The organism is Chryseobacterium pennipullorum (assembly GCF_003384725.1).
Classification (GTDB): Bacteria; Bacteroidota; Bacteroidia; order Flavobacteriales; family Weeksellaceae; genus Chryseobacterium; species Chryseobacterium pennipullorum.
The window spans coordinates 76,006-90,158 of the sequence record NZ_QNVV01000002.1; the positions used below are offsets into that span (position 1 = coordinate 76,006).

A 14,153-nucleotide genomic window follows, 5' to 3' on the forward strand; every position below is an offset into this window, starting at 1 on the left:
CGATCCACCCGCTATTATAGCTACCTATTTTTATTTTTTTCAGACGCGTGAAATCATCCCTGGAGTAGACCGCCCATAAGCTTTATCACATCCCATAAATCACCATAAAAAATGCTGTGATAAAAAGTAGCACAGCATTTTGTATTATTTCAGCTTGGTTAAATCGGGTTGATTGTTATTGTAAATGCATCTTCCGGCATATCCACATTATCTTCATACGAGCCTACATTTATAAAATATTCGGTTCCTGCGGTAGTGGTGAGAGTCATTGTTTCTGAAGAGCCACCACCTCCGTTATCCCGTGTACCTACGCAGGTAAGACTGCCACACGTTCCGGTGAATACCCCAATTTTAGGATCAAAGGAAATAGCTGAAGGAGATACTTTAATGGAATACTTGCTGCCATCTCCGATCAGTTTAAACCAAAGACCATCATTCATCCCATCATTGGCACACGCCAAAACGAATCCCCCATTATTGGTGGAAGACATTCCATCACTCTGTACATAGGTATACGGAATACTTACTGATAATGCCCCGGCACACGTATCATTGGCCGGTATAGGAGGAATTGTTTTAAAAGTATTTTCGGCACAACCTGCCGATTCTCCATTGGCCGAAACCGCAGTGACTTTTAAATGATATACGGTATCACGGTTGAGAATAACGGAAGGAGAAAGATTAAAAGTGGTACCGTTTACCACCTGTTGATTAATAACATCGGTAGCTCCAGCGCTTGTCCCCAGAGAAACCTTGTAGGAGCTGGCTCCTAAAACCGCCTGCCAGCTTAAAGCAGGAGATAAAGGAATATATTGGGCATTATTTGAAGGATAGAGTACGAAAGGGCATCCGGGAGTTACATGAGCTGTTAACCCCGCAATCGTGATTGCTGATTTATAGCCAACCCTTAATCCGCCCGGAGGAGAAGCCGGATCAATCAATTCACGGTCACCTTTATAGTAAAGTGTTGAATTTGGAATGTATGGATAGACACGGAACACTTCATCAAAGTTATTAATATCGATACTAGGAGCATTTTCCTTTGCTGCGATTACCAGATTATCCGTGTTATTATAGGCAAAAGGTGTGGCAAGAACAACTTCAACTTTACCATTACTTTTAGTGACATTTCCTGCAAATACCTGGGTAAGCTGTGAAACAGGGATCCAATCTGTACCTGAAGTAAAAGCCGCTTTGGGAGTATGCCCCAGATACAGTGTCCAGGCAGAGGAATCAGCAATCGTTGCCGATGGATCCACATAAAATGTAAGCCCGGTAATGTTTCCGGCAGCATTTGAATTTATTTCATGTTTGAGATAGATCTGCTGAACATACGAATAGGAAAAAAAGCTGCTTACAGGAGCGCTTCCTACGTTTGTACTTCCTATATTGAGATTGATCTGCGCGTCAAATGCACAAGACATCAGTACGAGAAGCAACAGTAAAATTCTTTTCATAATAGATTAATATTAATATCTGATTTTATGCTAAAATAGCAATAAAATTCAAAAATTATATAAAAACCATAAAATTATTCAACAAATAGTGAAAATCAATGCATAATTTGATATATTTACAACAAATACCAAGTAATATGCACAAAAAAATATTTTTTTTAAGTCTGTTCTTTGCAGGTCTTATGCAATCACAGGTCACCACGATGACCAATATTATTTCACAGGCAGTTTATTATGATGGGTATGCCCCAACGGTATCTCAACCTGTTCCTACCGGATTGACCAGGTTAAATAATGCAAGATATACCAGAAAGCTTACAGATATTGAACTCAATTCTTTTAAAACAACCATTGCGATGAGAGTCACTATAGGTGCTTTATGTGATAATTATGACCGTCTGGGAGAAGTTTTCCTAGCCTTAGTACCTAAAAACCAAGCCACATATACACTCACCGACCCGAATGTCAAAAGAATTGAAGTAGGCAGGTATATTACTCCCTTTATGAATAAAAATAAAACACCTGTGGAGGTTCCTTATACTTATAATGTGAGTAATTTATACAGCGTATTTCATGACACGGAATTACGCAGCACTTATGATATGTATATGGAACTTGACGTTTTTGGAGTTCCCTATGCTGCGAATACTGAGGTTCCAGGATGTGCCGGCAGAAACGATGTATTTACCGGAACACTGACGTTTTTTTCAAACGATTCTGGAAGTGCTACTGATTATAATACTCTGGTTCCTTTACTTACCTACAATGAACTTAATAAGTACAACAGCACGGATGTTCCCGGCGAAACAGTACGAATTGTAAGTTTCAATTTGCCAAAAGCCGTTACAAATGCCAACTTTGTTGTCATCTCTACTCCACATGGCGCGAATGCCGGTGGTGAAGAATACGTGAGAAGACAAAACTATACTTATATTGATGATGTACAGATGCTGACTTATACTCCGGGAGGTATTTCATGTGAGCCGTTTCGGGTATACAATACACAAGGGAACGGAATCTATGGGGCGGTTCCTAAATCCGAAGCCGACTGGACTTCCTGGAATAACTGGTGTCCCGGTAATTCTGTTCCGATCCGTGGATTTACCATCCCCAACATGACCGCCGGAAATCACACCCTGAAACATACGATCCCGACAGCAGTATTTAATCAGAACCAGGGCAATGTATACCTTTCAGTATATATGCAGGGAAAAAGTGATGTCACGTTGAACGTAAAAGATATAAGAACTGTGGACGTCAATATATATCCTAATCCCACTGCCGATTTTGTCAACATACAATCAAAAGTAGAGGTAGCTTCCATAAGTGTTTTCAATACGGAAGGTAGAAAACTGGCTGAAACATACCGGGAAAATAAGATTGACCTCTCAGCTTATAGTACAGGCGTCTACTTTTTGAATATTGTATTAAAAGATGGAACTTCTTTCAAACATAAAATCATCAGAAAGTAAAAACGGGCAACAAGACCAGATCGAATATATTCTTAAGCACTACAATACAGCCTTCCTGAAAAATTCAGGGAGGTTTTTTTTTAAGATGATGACTGACCCTATCCTATTATGCATAGAATATAGATCAACAAATCAGAACATCAGGCTTTAAAATTGGAGGTGTAAAACACAGGTAAAGATAGGTGTAGCCCTGCCTTTTAATAAAGCGTTAAAAAACTTTAACTTTAATCCTTTACCCAAAAAAATTGTCATTTCCAGTTTATTAAACTATTTTTGGAGATTAAAAATCCTGCAAAATGAATTATCATTTTCAAGCGCACAGACAAGTAAGAAGGAACCTTTTGGATATTTTACAGAACACTTCCCATGAAGATCTTCTGTTTATTCCTGATGGGTTTAACAACAATATTTACTGGAATATTGCCCATACGGTAGCTACCCAGCAGCTTCTGCATTATTACCTGAGCGGAAATCCTTTCCGTATCGATAAATACTGGATTGAAACCTATAAAAAAGGAACATTACCTAACCTGAATGTGCAAAAATCTGAAGTGGAAGACCTGGAGTTTTTACTTACAGAAACTTCAAAAATTCTCATGAAAGATTATGACAGTGATTTCTTTTCAGATTATACTCCATACACCACAAGTTTCGGAATGGATCTGAAAAGTATACAGGACGCTATTATCTTCAACAATATGCATGAAAGCCTGCATTACGGGTATGTAATGGCACAGAAAAGGGCTATTCTAGGGGAAAAATATTAGGAGGAAGCCGGAGGAAGGGGAGCTGGAATTTAGAAGTGGGACAATCTCCACGGATCACCAACCCCGAATCCCAATAACCTTAAACATAAAATTTTATACAAATCAATGAAAGACGATTTTATTTTCGGGCTGCGTCCCGTAATTGAAGCAATTGAAGCCGGAAAAACGATTGACAAGGTCTTTGTGCAGAACGCACTTCAGGGACCTATTTATGCTGAGCTAAAAGCAATTTTAGCAAAAAATAAAATCCGTCCCAATTATGTTCCGATTGAAAAGCTGAACCGTTTTACGAGAAAAAACCACCAGGGAGTGGTGGCTTTTATTTCAGATGTTCCGTTTCATAAAGTCGAGGATATTGTTCCACAATTATTTGAAGAAGGGAAAATACCTTTCTTACTGATTTTGGACAGGCTTACTGATGTAAGAAACTTCGGTGCCATCTGCAGAACAGCAGAATGTGTGGGAGTAGATGCTGTTATTATCCCTGAAAAAGGTGCTGCTCCAATTAATTCTGACGCCATAAAAACTTCCGCAGGAGGAATTTACAATATTAAAATCTGCAAAGAGAATAATCTTGCCCATACCGTAGATTTTCTTCAGCAAAGCGGAATTTCTGTATATGCAGCCAGCGAAAAGGCTGAGAAACTGATTTATGATGTAGACCTTACAGAGCCATGCGCCATTGTCATGGGAAATGAAGAAACCGGAATTTCTAAAGAAGTCCTGCATCATGCGGACGAAAAAATAAAACTTCCTATTGAAGGAAAAACACAGTCTCTGAATGTTTCAGTAGCCTGTGGCGCAATTTTGTATGAAGCGGTAAGACAAAAAATGTCTGCGACACCTACCACGAACTAATACCTGTATATCTGGTAAACCAACAGAGTGGTGGAAGCCTCAGTAATGATTTTCTGACCTATGCAATACACTATTGCACACCAAATAAAGAAAGAAATAGTAGTAAGAATTAAAATTTAAAAAAATCAAATGAAGAACATTGCAGCGCTTGCGCTTATATCATCAATAGCTCTTGTTTCTTGTAAAAAAGAAACGGCAAAAATAACGAAAGTAGATCCTAAAACCGGAAAAACAGTTACTGTAGAGGTGCCTGCTGATTCTGTAGCAAAAGTGGCAGAAAATCCTGCCATCAGAGATTCTGCCGGAATCGTTACACAATCTTTCAAGCTTGAAAAAGGAAAAACGTATCCTCTTACCACCTACCAGAGAGATGTAAAGACCATGACTGATCCTCAGGGAAAATCTATGACCGGCACCAGTGAATCTACCGATGAGATGAACTTCACCGTAAACGAGATCAAAGGAAATATCTATGAAATGACCCTTAACCTTGTTGCCAAAAGAAATTCTCAGTCTGCTCAGGGAAAGACCGTAATAGTGGACACAAAGCTTCCTCTTCCTAAAGAAGATGATCTTAAAATGATCTGGAATATCAACAAAGCACTTACCGGAAACAAACTTGATGTGCAAATGGATACGAAAGGAAACGTTCTTTCTATCAAAGGTTTTGATGCTGTTTACACTAAAGTTTCCAATGCGGTGGGAACCCTTATTAAGGATGCCAATGAAAAGGCAAGCGTGGTCGCAAGTCTTAAAGAGTCTTTCAATGAAAAAGTATTAAAAGACCAGTTAAATAAGAACCTGACAATTATCCCTAAGAAAGGAGTAAAGGTAGGTGAAAAATGGAGCACTTCCGAAAGTGCGGACCCAAGCGGAAAGGTTAAAGTGACGTCCAACTATGTATTAAAAAGCTTAGGAAACGGAACTGCCGAAATTGCTGTAACAGGAGGAATTCCGAAGAAAACCGAAAAGAAATCCCAGGGACCTATCACGCACAGCCTAAGCAGTGAACTCGTTCAGAACGGAGCGATCAAATTTGATGAGAATACGGGATGGATCAACAACCAGAATATCACAGTTAAAACAACACAGATTGAAACCATTTCAGATGGAAAACAATCTCAGTCTATGAAAAGTGTTTCCAATTCTTCCGTGATGGTGAATCCTTCTGCTAAATAACTGAAGTAAATCGTTTAAGGAGCAGGATCCGGAATATGAAAACGGAAAGAAAACCAAAATCTCAGGCTTCGGATCCTGAACCCTGAACTTTAAAATAAAGAATTATGAAGTACATTCTTGAGCTGATACTTTCTGCCATTATTATTTTCTTCGTATGGAATATTCTGAAAAGAATTTTCTTCAAGACATTTTACGGGTACCGTTTCAACAATAATAATCAGAATAACAGGCAGCAGGACCTGCACAGCTCCGACAAGAATAGCAAACAAAACCTTAAATGGGATGCGGAAACCGTAGATTATGAAGAGGTAAAAGAGACTAAAGACAAAAGGTAAAAATTCCAAGAAATAAAGATAATAACCAGCATGGCAAAAAATAAAAACTTAATTTATATTGCAGTTTCATTAGTAATATTTATAGTTTTAGCATTTTTATATTCCACTCCTGTATTTACAGGAAAACAGCTTTTTCAGCATGACATTGTACAGTACAGAGGGGGCGCCAAAGAGTTGCTTGACTATAGAGCTAATACCGGAAACGAAACCTACTGGAGCGATTCCATGTTTGGGGGAATGCCGACTTATCAGATGGGAAGCCAGTTCAAGGGTGACATCATCAAAAAGATCGACAGCAATCTGAATTTCCTGCCAAGACCGGTGAATTATCTGTTCCTGCTTTTTGCAGGTTTTTTCCTTTTGGGAATGGTCGTCGTGAGAAACTGGAAGTATGCCCTACTGGGCGCTACTTTTTTTGGGCTTTCAACCTATTTCTACATTATTATCGCCGCAGGGCACAACGGTAAAGTAAATACCATTGAGTATTTTGCACCGCTATTAGCCGGTATTTTATTGGTATATATCAGAAAGCAATATATCTGGGGATTCATTGTCACCACCCTTTTTATGGGGCTTCAGATTGCCGCGAATCACCCACAGATGACCTACTATCTGTTTTTAGCGCTGGGATTCCTGTTTGTCTCTGAGCTCATCAGGGCGATCACGAAAAAGACCCCGATGAAGCATTTTCTTATTTCTTCAGGAATCATTGCTGCATCTTGTATTATAGGTGTTGGAATGAATTCGCAGAGAATTATGGCCAATTCGGAATATGTAAAAGAAACAGTTCGTGGAAAACAGATTTTAAACAATGACAGTCATACTTCCGGAAAATCAGGAATGGATAAGGAAAGTATGCTGATGTGGAGCTACGGACAGCTGGAAACATTAAACCTGTTTATTCCAAGACTTATGGGGGGTGGAAGCCAGGAACCTGAAGGAAAGGAAATGATGAACAGGGTTCAGGAGCTGGTACAGGAAAATGTAGGTTCGCAGGCCGAGATGGACAGAATTTCAAAAGGTTTCAGCGGGATGACTTACTGGGGAGATCAGCCAGGAACTTCAGGACCTGCCTACCAGGGAGCGATTGTATGTTTCCTTGCAGTATTAGGATTCTTCTTCGCTGGAAAAAAATACCGATACTGGATTCTTGGAGCTTCTATACTGACTGTTTTACTGGCATGGGGAAGCAACTTTATGCCTTTATCAGACTTCTTTATCGACTATGTTCCGTTTTATAATAAATTCAGAGCTCCTTCTTCTATTCTCGTGGTCGTGGAACTTCTATTCCCTTTAATTGCCATTTTGGGACTGTATAATTTCTTTACAGATGAAAGACTTACCCAGGAATACAAACAGAAAATTCTTCTTTACGTAAGTGGGGGAACATTAGGGCTATTGCTAATTCTTTTGGTATTCGGAAAATCATTATTAGGTTTCTCCACCGAAAGCGAAAAAACGTATTTCCCACCCTTCTTACTGGACTTTCTGGTAGATGAACGGTATAAATTATTCAGAATAGATGCGATAAAGGCATTTATCTATGTAGCGATTGCCGCTGCGGTCTTATTTTTAAGCTTAAAGAAAAAACTTAACACGAATATTGCTTTGGCAGTAATTGGGATCGTAAGCTTATTTGATCTCTGGACCGTAAACAAACGCTACCTGAATGATGATAACTATGTAGACAAGATTTTTGCTGAAAATCCTTTCCAGACGGAAAGCTCAGACCTTCTGGCTGAAAAAGTTCAGGCTAATCCAAGCCTTTCCTCTATTCTTGAAAACGTAAACATCAATAAAACACTGGAAACCATTGCTGAAAAAGACAAAGCACACTACAGGATTTACAATCAGACCCTGGGTGTGACCAGCGAAACTAATACCTCCTACTTTAAATCCTCTATTGGGGGGTATCATGCGGTGAAACTAAGAAGATATGATGATGTACTCAACGAGTATATCTCTTCTATTGACAGTGTAAAAACACCTAACATCCTAAATTTACTGAATGCTAAATATATGGTTTTCGGAGGTCCGGATCAGCCACAGGTAGTTCCCAATCCAAAGGCCAACGGAAATGCGTGGTTTGTAAGTGACCTTAAATTTGTGAATACACCTAATGAAGAGATTAAGGCCATCGGAGTCATTGACAATAAGAAAACAGCAGTCATTGCTGCATCAGACAAATCCTATTTCGAGAACAAACCGGTTCAGGCAGATTCCACAGCATTCATTAGCCTGGCAAAATACCAGCCTAACGAGTTGGAGTTTAAATCTCAGTCGAAAACACCTCAGTTGGCTGTATTTTCTGAAATCTATTATCCACATGGCTGGAAAGTACTGGTGGACGAAAAAGAAGTTCCTTATATCAAGGCAGACTATCTGCTTCGTGCCGTACACGTTCCGGCAGGAAACCATCATATCAGAATGGTTTTTGAACCTGAAGTGATAGAAAAAGGAAAATGGATCTCTCTTCTAAGCTTTGGATTATTTATTGTACTGGCAGGATTTGGGGTTTTCTGGATGAATAAAAATAAGAAAAAACAAATGTTAGCTGAACAAAATGCTTAATCCTATATCATATTGCATGATGTCATTCTGAAGCATAGCCAATTAAAAAATGGAACAGAAGAAAATACTTATCATCACCTATTACTGGCCTCCTGCGGGAGGTCCTGGTGTTCAAAGATGGCTGAAGTTTGCTAAATATCTACCGGAATTTGGCTGGAAACCGGTGATCTATACTCCCGAAAATCCAAGCTATCCTTTGCTGGATGACACTTTGATGAAGGAGATTCCAGAGGATATCGATATTGTCAGAACGAAAATATGGGAGCCTTATCAACTGGCTGAAAAACTGAACAAAAGCAATAAAAAATTTAAAGCCGGACAGTTTGATGTAGGTAAAAATCAGAGCTGGAAATCCAGGCTTTCCATATGGGTACGAGGAAATTTCTTTATTCCGGATGCGCGGGTTTTCTGGGTAAAACCTTCTATTGGGTTTCTCGAAAAATTCCTGAAAGAAAACGGAATAGACACGATTGTCACCTCGGGTCCTCCCCACTCTCTTCATTTGATTGGATTGGGCCTTAAGGAAAAACTTCCGGGACTCAGATGGATTGCTGACTTCCGGGATCCATGGACGGAAATCTCGTATTACAAGCATTTGAAATTAACCAAGGGTTCCGATAAAAAACACCGCCAACTTGAACAGGCTGTTTTTAAAAATGCAGACATTACCCTGGCTACAAGCTACACGGATGCAGAAAATTTCAGAAAAGCAGGAGCGAATGCGGTGTGCATTACCAATGGTTTTGATGAAACTGATGCTGGCGGGAAAACCGAGAAAAAAAACCACGAAGTCAACAGGACCACCGGTTCTGAAGAAAGCTTTGTGCTCAGTTATATCGGCGTTCTGGAGCAGCTTAGAAATCCGGAAAACCTATGGAAGGTTCTCGATGAACTGGTACAAGAAAATCCTGAATTTGCGGCACATTTTAAAGTGAAATTTGCAGGAAGGATAGATGATAAAATTCTTCAGTCCATCGAAAATTCAGGTGTAAGGAACCACATTCAGAATCTCGGTTATCTTTCGCATGGTAGAGCGGTTGAAGAAATGCAGACCTCGGATGTCCTTCTCATTACCAATTTTCCCAATGAATCATCAAAAGGAATCATTCCGGGCAAAATATTTGAATACCTGGCCTCAGGAAAGCAGATCCTTTCGTTTGGGCCGGACAAAGCGGATGTGGCTAAAATTTTAGAAGAAACGGCTGCCGGAAAGCACTTCAGCTATAATGATTCTGAAGCGGTAAAGAAATTTATCCTTCAAAAATTCGAACTCTGGAAACAGGGAAATCTTCTGGAAAATGCTCATAGTATTGAAAAATTTTCAAGAAAAAGCCTGACGAAACAGCTCGCAGAGATTTTAAAATAAGTGAAGAAGCAAGCGGCTGTAAAAAAGTTGTATCATCAAATACTGTGATATGAGTACTTAAAATCATCCTGATCCAATACAGCTGCCCGCTCCCCACTTTAAATTTTTAATTTTTAGTTCTTAATTTTTAATTCCTATATCGTCCACTGGTCATTCACCACGGCGATCAGATAATATTTCCCCTGGAATTCCTCAAATACAAATCGCAGGGTTTTCCAGTCCATCTCACCGTTTTTTTCTGTTCCTTTCAGATAGTTTTCTGTAAAATCATGTTTGGGGTAGATTTCCACTAAATTGTTCAGGGAATTTCCTTTACCGGTAAATTTATTTAAGGTGTATTGTGACGTGGTAAAATCTCTGGAAAAAACCCATTTGCCCAGATAATCATTAATTGTCGCTTTATACGGATCTCCGGAACCATCCATCGCTCCCCATGTGAAGAGTGTTTTCGTAGGCTGGTATTTTTCAAAATCAGCTTTGGAAAAATGTTTGTCTTCTTTGAGTGAGACAAAGGCATACATTGAAAAGCGGATTCCTTTTTCAGGATGAATCATGGAAGCAAAGGCTTTATAGTCTTTATTTTTCAAAGCCTGTAAAACCTCATCATTGGCTTTCTTCAGTGCTTCTTCTTGTACAGCATTATTTTTAATGACAGCCGTACTGTCCGTTATTGCCGTTGTCAAAGTATCAATCTCATTAGGAACCGGTTTTCCTACTTCCTTTTTACAGGCAACAGCCACTCCTAATATTAATGCTGAAATCAGTATTTTTTTCATATTCAATTTTTTACAATAGGTAAAAAGCACCAAAACTGATGCCACGCCGATATCCGGATTATTGATACGCTGGAAGTTGGCATTTCAGCATCGGAACATCACAATACATTGTGAAAACAAAACTATATCAACCTTTACTCTCTAAATCTGTTATCCCTCTGTGCATGTCTCACTTTCTATTTCCCAAATTACATCGTACCTTTGTTATATGGAAATTTTGGATATTCTTATTATCGGAGCCGGACCTATCGGGTTGAACTGTGCACTTGAAGCCCGGGAAAACAATCTCAGCTACTTAATTATCGAAAAAGGAACTATTGTCAATTCACTGTATAACTATCCGTTGTATATGCGTTTCTTTTCAACAGCCGAGAAACTGGAAATTGCCGGAGTTCCTTTTATTTCCACTGCTCCTAAGCCGGGCAGACAGGAAGCTCTGGAATATTATCAGGGCATCGCCAGACAAAAGGATCTGAATATCCATCTGTATGAAAAGGTACAAAGTGTTTCGAAAGCCCATGATATATTTGAAGTTGAAACCTCTAAAAAGAAGTACCGGGCCAAAAATGTAGTTATTGCCACAGGATTCTATGATATTCCGAATACCATGAATATTCCCGGCGAAGATCTTCCGAAAGTAAAACACTATTATACGGAACCCTACCCTTATGCAAGACAGAAGATTGTAGTAGTAGGCTCCAGCAATTCCGCAGTGGATGCTGCTCTTGAAACCTACAGAAAAGGGGCGGAAGTCACCATGATCATTCGTCATTCTGAGATCTCAAAAAGTGTAAAATATTGGGTAAAACCGGATATTGAAAACAGAATTGCAGAGGGAAGCATTACCGCTCACTTTAACAGTGCATTGACTGAGATTAAAGAAAACACAGTTATTTTTAAGGATCAAAACAATCAGGTTCATGAAATTGAAAATGATTTTGTTCTCGCGATGACCGGCTATCTGCCCGATTTCGACTTCCTAAGAAATTCAGGCATCGACCTGACCGGTGACTGTCTTAATCCTTTTTATGATCCTGAAACGATGGAAACCAATGTTAAAAATCTTTATCTTGCCGGAGTGGTCTGTGGTGGAATGGATACGCATCTCTGGTTCATCGAGAATTCAAGGATTCATGCGAATATGATTATAAAAAATATTCTCGCCAAGGAAAGGAAGTAATACTCAAAAAAGGAATCACAAGTATGTGTATAAACGATTGAGGCAATGCTTTACCAACTCAATAAGATGTAGTACAACCTGCCTATTATCTGTAACTGTCAGCGCTCAACAATGCATACACAGGCTAGCTATACAAAAGAATTTAAAAATTAACCTTAACTCCTGCGATAAAGCTGCGCTTGGCTGCCGGATTATAAAACCTGTTTCCAAAAGCATTCGTATCAAAACCTAAAACATATTCACTGTTGTATAGGTTTTGAATTTGAAGATATACGTCCATATCTGTTTTTTCAATCTTAACAGGAAATCCAAATCGGATATTTCCGATTAGGGTAGATTCAGCCCAAACGGAATTGGCATCATTCAAAGGAATTTTCGAAGTATAGAAATGCGAATAATCTACTGAAAGCTTATTGAAAAATACAAAATTCAGTAAACTGTTCACTGTTGTTGAAGGAACACCTGTCACATCATTCCCGGAAAAGTCCGTATTCCCCTGTTTGTAGTTTTCAAATTCAAATTGGTAAAAGCTTCCTGACAGTCTCAATTTAAAGTGACTGAAAAAAGTATTCTGTAAGTTGATTTTTTTTGATTCCAGCAGTACTTCTACTCCTTTCTGAATGGTACCTCCCTGGTTCATAAAAAACTCCTGCCCCTTTTCATTCTGTCTTCTCACAATTGCATTTTTCATTCTGAAGTCGAAATAACCGGCCTCTACAAAAAATAAATTCCCAAACTGCTTACGTACAGCAATTTCTTTGTTCCATCCATATTCCGGTACCAGGCTGAAATTAAATTCCTGATTCGAAGACCGGATTTCTTCATTGGTGGGTGAAGAATTCCCCTTCCCTATTTTCGCCCTTACTGAAAAGCCTTTTCCTATCAGGTAGGTAAGTCCTATATTGGGGAGCCATTGGTTTTTAAAATGAACATTCCCGCTTTCAACAACTGGAAACAGCTTTTCCCATTGATACCTATTATAATTAAGACTTAAAGACAGATCGGTAAATAGCTTTTCGCCAAAATTCACCTTCTGAGAGATAAAATAAAACCCTGAACTGTTTTGCAGCCTGTCAAAATTCTGAGCATTTCCCTCCGATCCTCTTTTATTGTCATAGTTTTTAATGAAAATAGTATTCACTCCCCCTTCAAATCCCAATCTCCACGCCAAAGCAAGGTTGTTCCATTTTTTTTCATAAGTAAGATGTGTTCTCCATGCAAAATTCCTTTCGAACCTGTTTTCAAAATTGGTAATAAAAGGGTTTTCAAAATCCACATAAGAGCCTTGCAGCAAAACAAAGTGAGACCATTCAGGAGTCAGATTGTACTGGTGTGAGAGTCCTGCTAAAATCATTTTATTGCGAATTCCGGCATTTTGTTCTTTTGCTCCGGGAAGTGTCGTCGTCGCAGGTCTTGACTGCCGTCTGTCACTATACATCTGATCTAAAGTAAGACCTCCAGGTGTTTCATAATCCAGGTCAGACCACAGGACCATAGCATTCAGCGTACCTTTTGTAGAATATTGAAAACGGTCCTTAAGGAAGATTTGCTTTCTCTCAACAGCAGATTGTGCTCTATAAGAGTCTGTTCTGTAGTAATTTTGAAAAATTTCAAAAAAATGATTTCCAGCCTGCTTCGAAACATCAAAACTCTGATTAAAGGTGCCGTAGCTCCCTGCAGAAAGATGCGCCGATCTATTTTCTGAAGACCTTGTCTGCAGAAGAAGAGTTCCTCCTGTAGCCGCACCAAAGTCTCCACCCTCGGGACCTTTATAAATCTCCATCCTGTTGATCAGTTCAGGAGAGATCAGATTAAAGTATGTATTTCCTGACGCATCGGATAGAATAAAATCATCAAGATAGACTTTGATATTGCGAACCCCAAAAGGAGACCTTAAAGTACTTCCACGTACAGAAATTCTATAGCTGCCCGGTGAACGTTCTTCCATTCTTGCCCCGGCAACCTGATTAATGGACTCCAACATTCGCTCCGGAATATTCTGATTCAAAAGCTCTTTTGAAACTACGGAAACCGATTTTGTGGAGGTGATATAAGAAGCAGGTTTCCGATACGCATCAATAGTAACTTCCGAAATCAGTTCAGCAGAATCTCTCTTTTGGGAAGAGAAAAAGGAAGAGCAGATGATAAAGAATAAAAAACAGAGCCTCACCATTCTGCAAAACTAGTCAATG

11 protein-coding genes are annotated in these 14,153 nt (G+C 39.2%); 8 read left to right on the forward strand and 3 right to left on the reverse strand.

All coding sequences use genetic code 11. The features are described from left to right. Positions 1–158: 158 nt before the first annotated feature. Positions 159–1,457, reverse strand: a complete 1,299-nt coding sequence (locus tag DRF67_RS02805) for a hypothetical protein (RefSeq protein WP_115926458.1) — start codon at positions 1,455–1,457, stop codon at positions 159–161. Between the two features lie 137 nt (positions 1,458–1,594). Here DRF67_RS02805 and DRF67_RS02810 point away from each other — a divergent pair, with 137 nt between their 5' ends. From DRF67_RS02810 to DRF67_RS02840, 7 genes are all read left to right on the forward strand, one after another. Further along, on the forward strand, positions 1,595–2,929 hold the full coding sequence (locus DRF67_RS02810) for a peptide-N-glycosidase F-related protein (protein ID WP_165851730.1): 1,335 nt from the start codon (positions 1,595–1,597) through the stop codon (positions 2,927–2,929). Between the two features lie 296 nt (positions 2,930–3,225). Then, positions 3,226–3,696: a DinB family protein gene (locus tag DRF67_RS02815; RefSeq protein ID WP_115926462.1), complete on the forward strand. Its 471-nt coding sequence runs from the start codon at positions 3,226–3,228 to the stop codon at positions 3,694–3,696. Positions 3,697–3,801: 105 nt separating this feature from the next. Beyond that, positions 3,802–4,554 (forward strand): 23S rRNA (guanosine(2251)-2'-O)-methyltransferase RlmB, encoded by a 753-nt coding sequence (rlmB, locus tag DRF67_RS02820; RefSeq protein ID WP_115926464.1) that lies wholly within the window; start codon positions 3,802–3,804, stop codon positions 4,552–4,554. Between the two features lie 129 nt (positions 4,555–4,683). Further along, positions 4,684–5,733: a DUF6263 family protein gene (locus DRF67_RS02825; RefSeq protein ID WP_115926466.1), complete on the forward strand. Its 1,050-nt coding sequence runs from the start codon at positions 4,684–4,686 to the stop codon at positions 5,731–5,733. A gap of 104 nt (positions 5,734–5,837) precedes the next feature. Further along, the gene (locus tag DRF67_RS02830; RefSeq protein WP_115926468.1) at positions 5,838–6,068 is read left to right on the forward strand and encodes a hypothetical protein; all 231 of its coding nucleotides are present in this window, start codon (positions 5,838–5,840) and stop codon (positions 6,066–6,068) included. Positions 6,069–6,098: 30 nt separating this feature from the next. Beyond that, on the forward strand, positions 6,099–8,639 hold the full coding sequence (locus DRF67_RS02835; RefSeq protein WP_115926470.1) for a YfhO family protein: 2,541 nt from the start codon (positions 6,099–6,101) through the stop codon (positions 8,637–8,639). Between the two features lie 49 nt (positions 8,640–8,688). Beyond that, the gene (locus DRF67_RS02840; RefSeq protein WP_115926472.1) at positions 8,689–10,005 is read left to right on the forward strand and encodes a glycosyltransferase family protein; all 1,317 of its coding nucleotides are present in this window, start codon (positions 8,689–8,691) and stop codon (positions 10,003–10,005) included. 134 nt (positions 10,006–10,139) lie between these two features. Here DRF67_RS02840 and DRF67_RS02845 read toward each other — a convergent pair whose 3' ends face one another. Continuing rightward, positions 10,140–10,781, reverse strand: a complete 642-nt coding sequence (locus DRF67_RS02845) for a hypothetical protein (protein WP_115926474.1) — start codon at positions 10,779–10,781, stop codon at positions 10,140–10,142. A 208-nt stretch (positions 10,782–10,989) separates the two neighbouring features. Between DRF67_RS02845 and DRF67_RS02850 the strand changes: the two genes are divergently transcribed. Next, complete coding sequence (locus tag DRF67_RS02850) at positions 10,990–11,961, forward strand: YpdA family putative bacillithiol disulfide reductase (RefSeq protein ID WP_115926476.1); 972 nt, start codon at positions 10,990–10,992, stop codon at positions 11,959–11,961. A gap of 142 nt (positions 11,962–12,103) precedes the next feature. Here DRF67_RS02850 and DRF67_RS02855 read toward each other — a convergent pair whose 3' ends face one another. Continuing rightward, on the reverse strand, positions 12,104–14,134 hold the full coding sequence (locus DRF67_RS02855) for a TonB-dependent receptor (protein WP_115926478.1): 2,031 nt from the start codon (positions 14,132–14,134) through the stop codon (positions 12,104–12,106). Positions 14,135–14,153 lie beyond the last annotated feature (19 nt).

What these genes read in the sequence shown, in the direction of transcription:
- DRF67_RS02805 (WP_115926458.1), bottom strand. Translation starts at nt 1,457, where the DNA reads ATGAAAAGAATTTTACTGTTGCTTCTCGTACTGATGTCTTGTGCATTT.
- DRF67_RS02810 (WP_165851730.1), top strand. Translation starts at nt 1,595, where the DNA reads ATGCACAAAAAAATATTTTTTTTAAGTCTGTTCTTTGCAGGTCTTATG.
- DRF67_RS02815 (WP_115926462.1), top strand. Translation starts at nt 3,226, where the DNA reads ATGAATTATCATTTTCAAGCGCACAGACAAGTAAGAAGGAACCTTTTG.
- rlmB (WP_115926464.1), top strand. Translation starts at nt 3,802, where the DNA reads ATGAAAGACGATTTTATTTTCGGGCTGCGTCCCGTAATTGAAGCAATT.
- DRF67_RS02825 (WP_115926466.1), top strand. Translation starts at nt 4,684, where the DNA reads ATGAAGAACATTGCAGCGCTTGCGCTTATATCATCAATAGCTCTTGTT.
- DRF67_RS02830 (WP_115926468.1), top strand. Translation starts at nt 5,838, where the DNA reads ATGAAGTACATTCTTGAGCTGATACTTTCTGCCATTATTATTTTCTTC.
- DRF67_RS02835 (WP_115926470.1), top strand. Translation starts at nt 6,099, where the DNA reads ATGGCAAAAAATAAAAACTTAATTTATATTGCAGTTTCATTAGTAATA.
- DRF67_RS02840 (WP_115926472.1), top strand. Translation starts at nt 8,689, where the DNA reads ATGGAACAGAAGAAAATACTTATCATCACCTATTACTGGCCTCCTGCG.
- DRF67_RS02845 (WP_115926474.1), bottom strand. Translation starts at nt 10,781, where the DNA reads ATGAAAAAAATACTGATTTCAGCATTAATATTAGGAGTGGCTGTTGCC.
- DRF67_RS02850 (WP_115926476.1), top strand. Translation starts at nt 10,990, where the DNA reads ATGGAAATTTTGGATATTCTTATTATCGGAGCCGGACCTATCGGGTTG.
- DRF67_RS02855 (WP_115926478.1), bottom strand. Translation starts at nt 14,134, where the DNA reads ATGGTGAGGCTCTGTTTTTTATTCTTTATCATCTGCTCTTCCTTTTTC.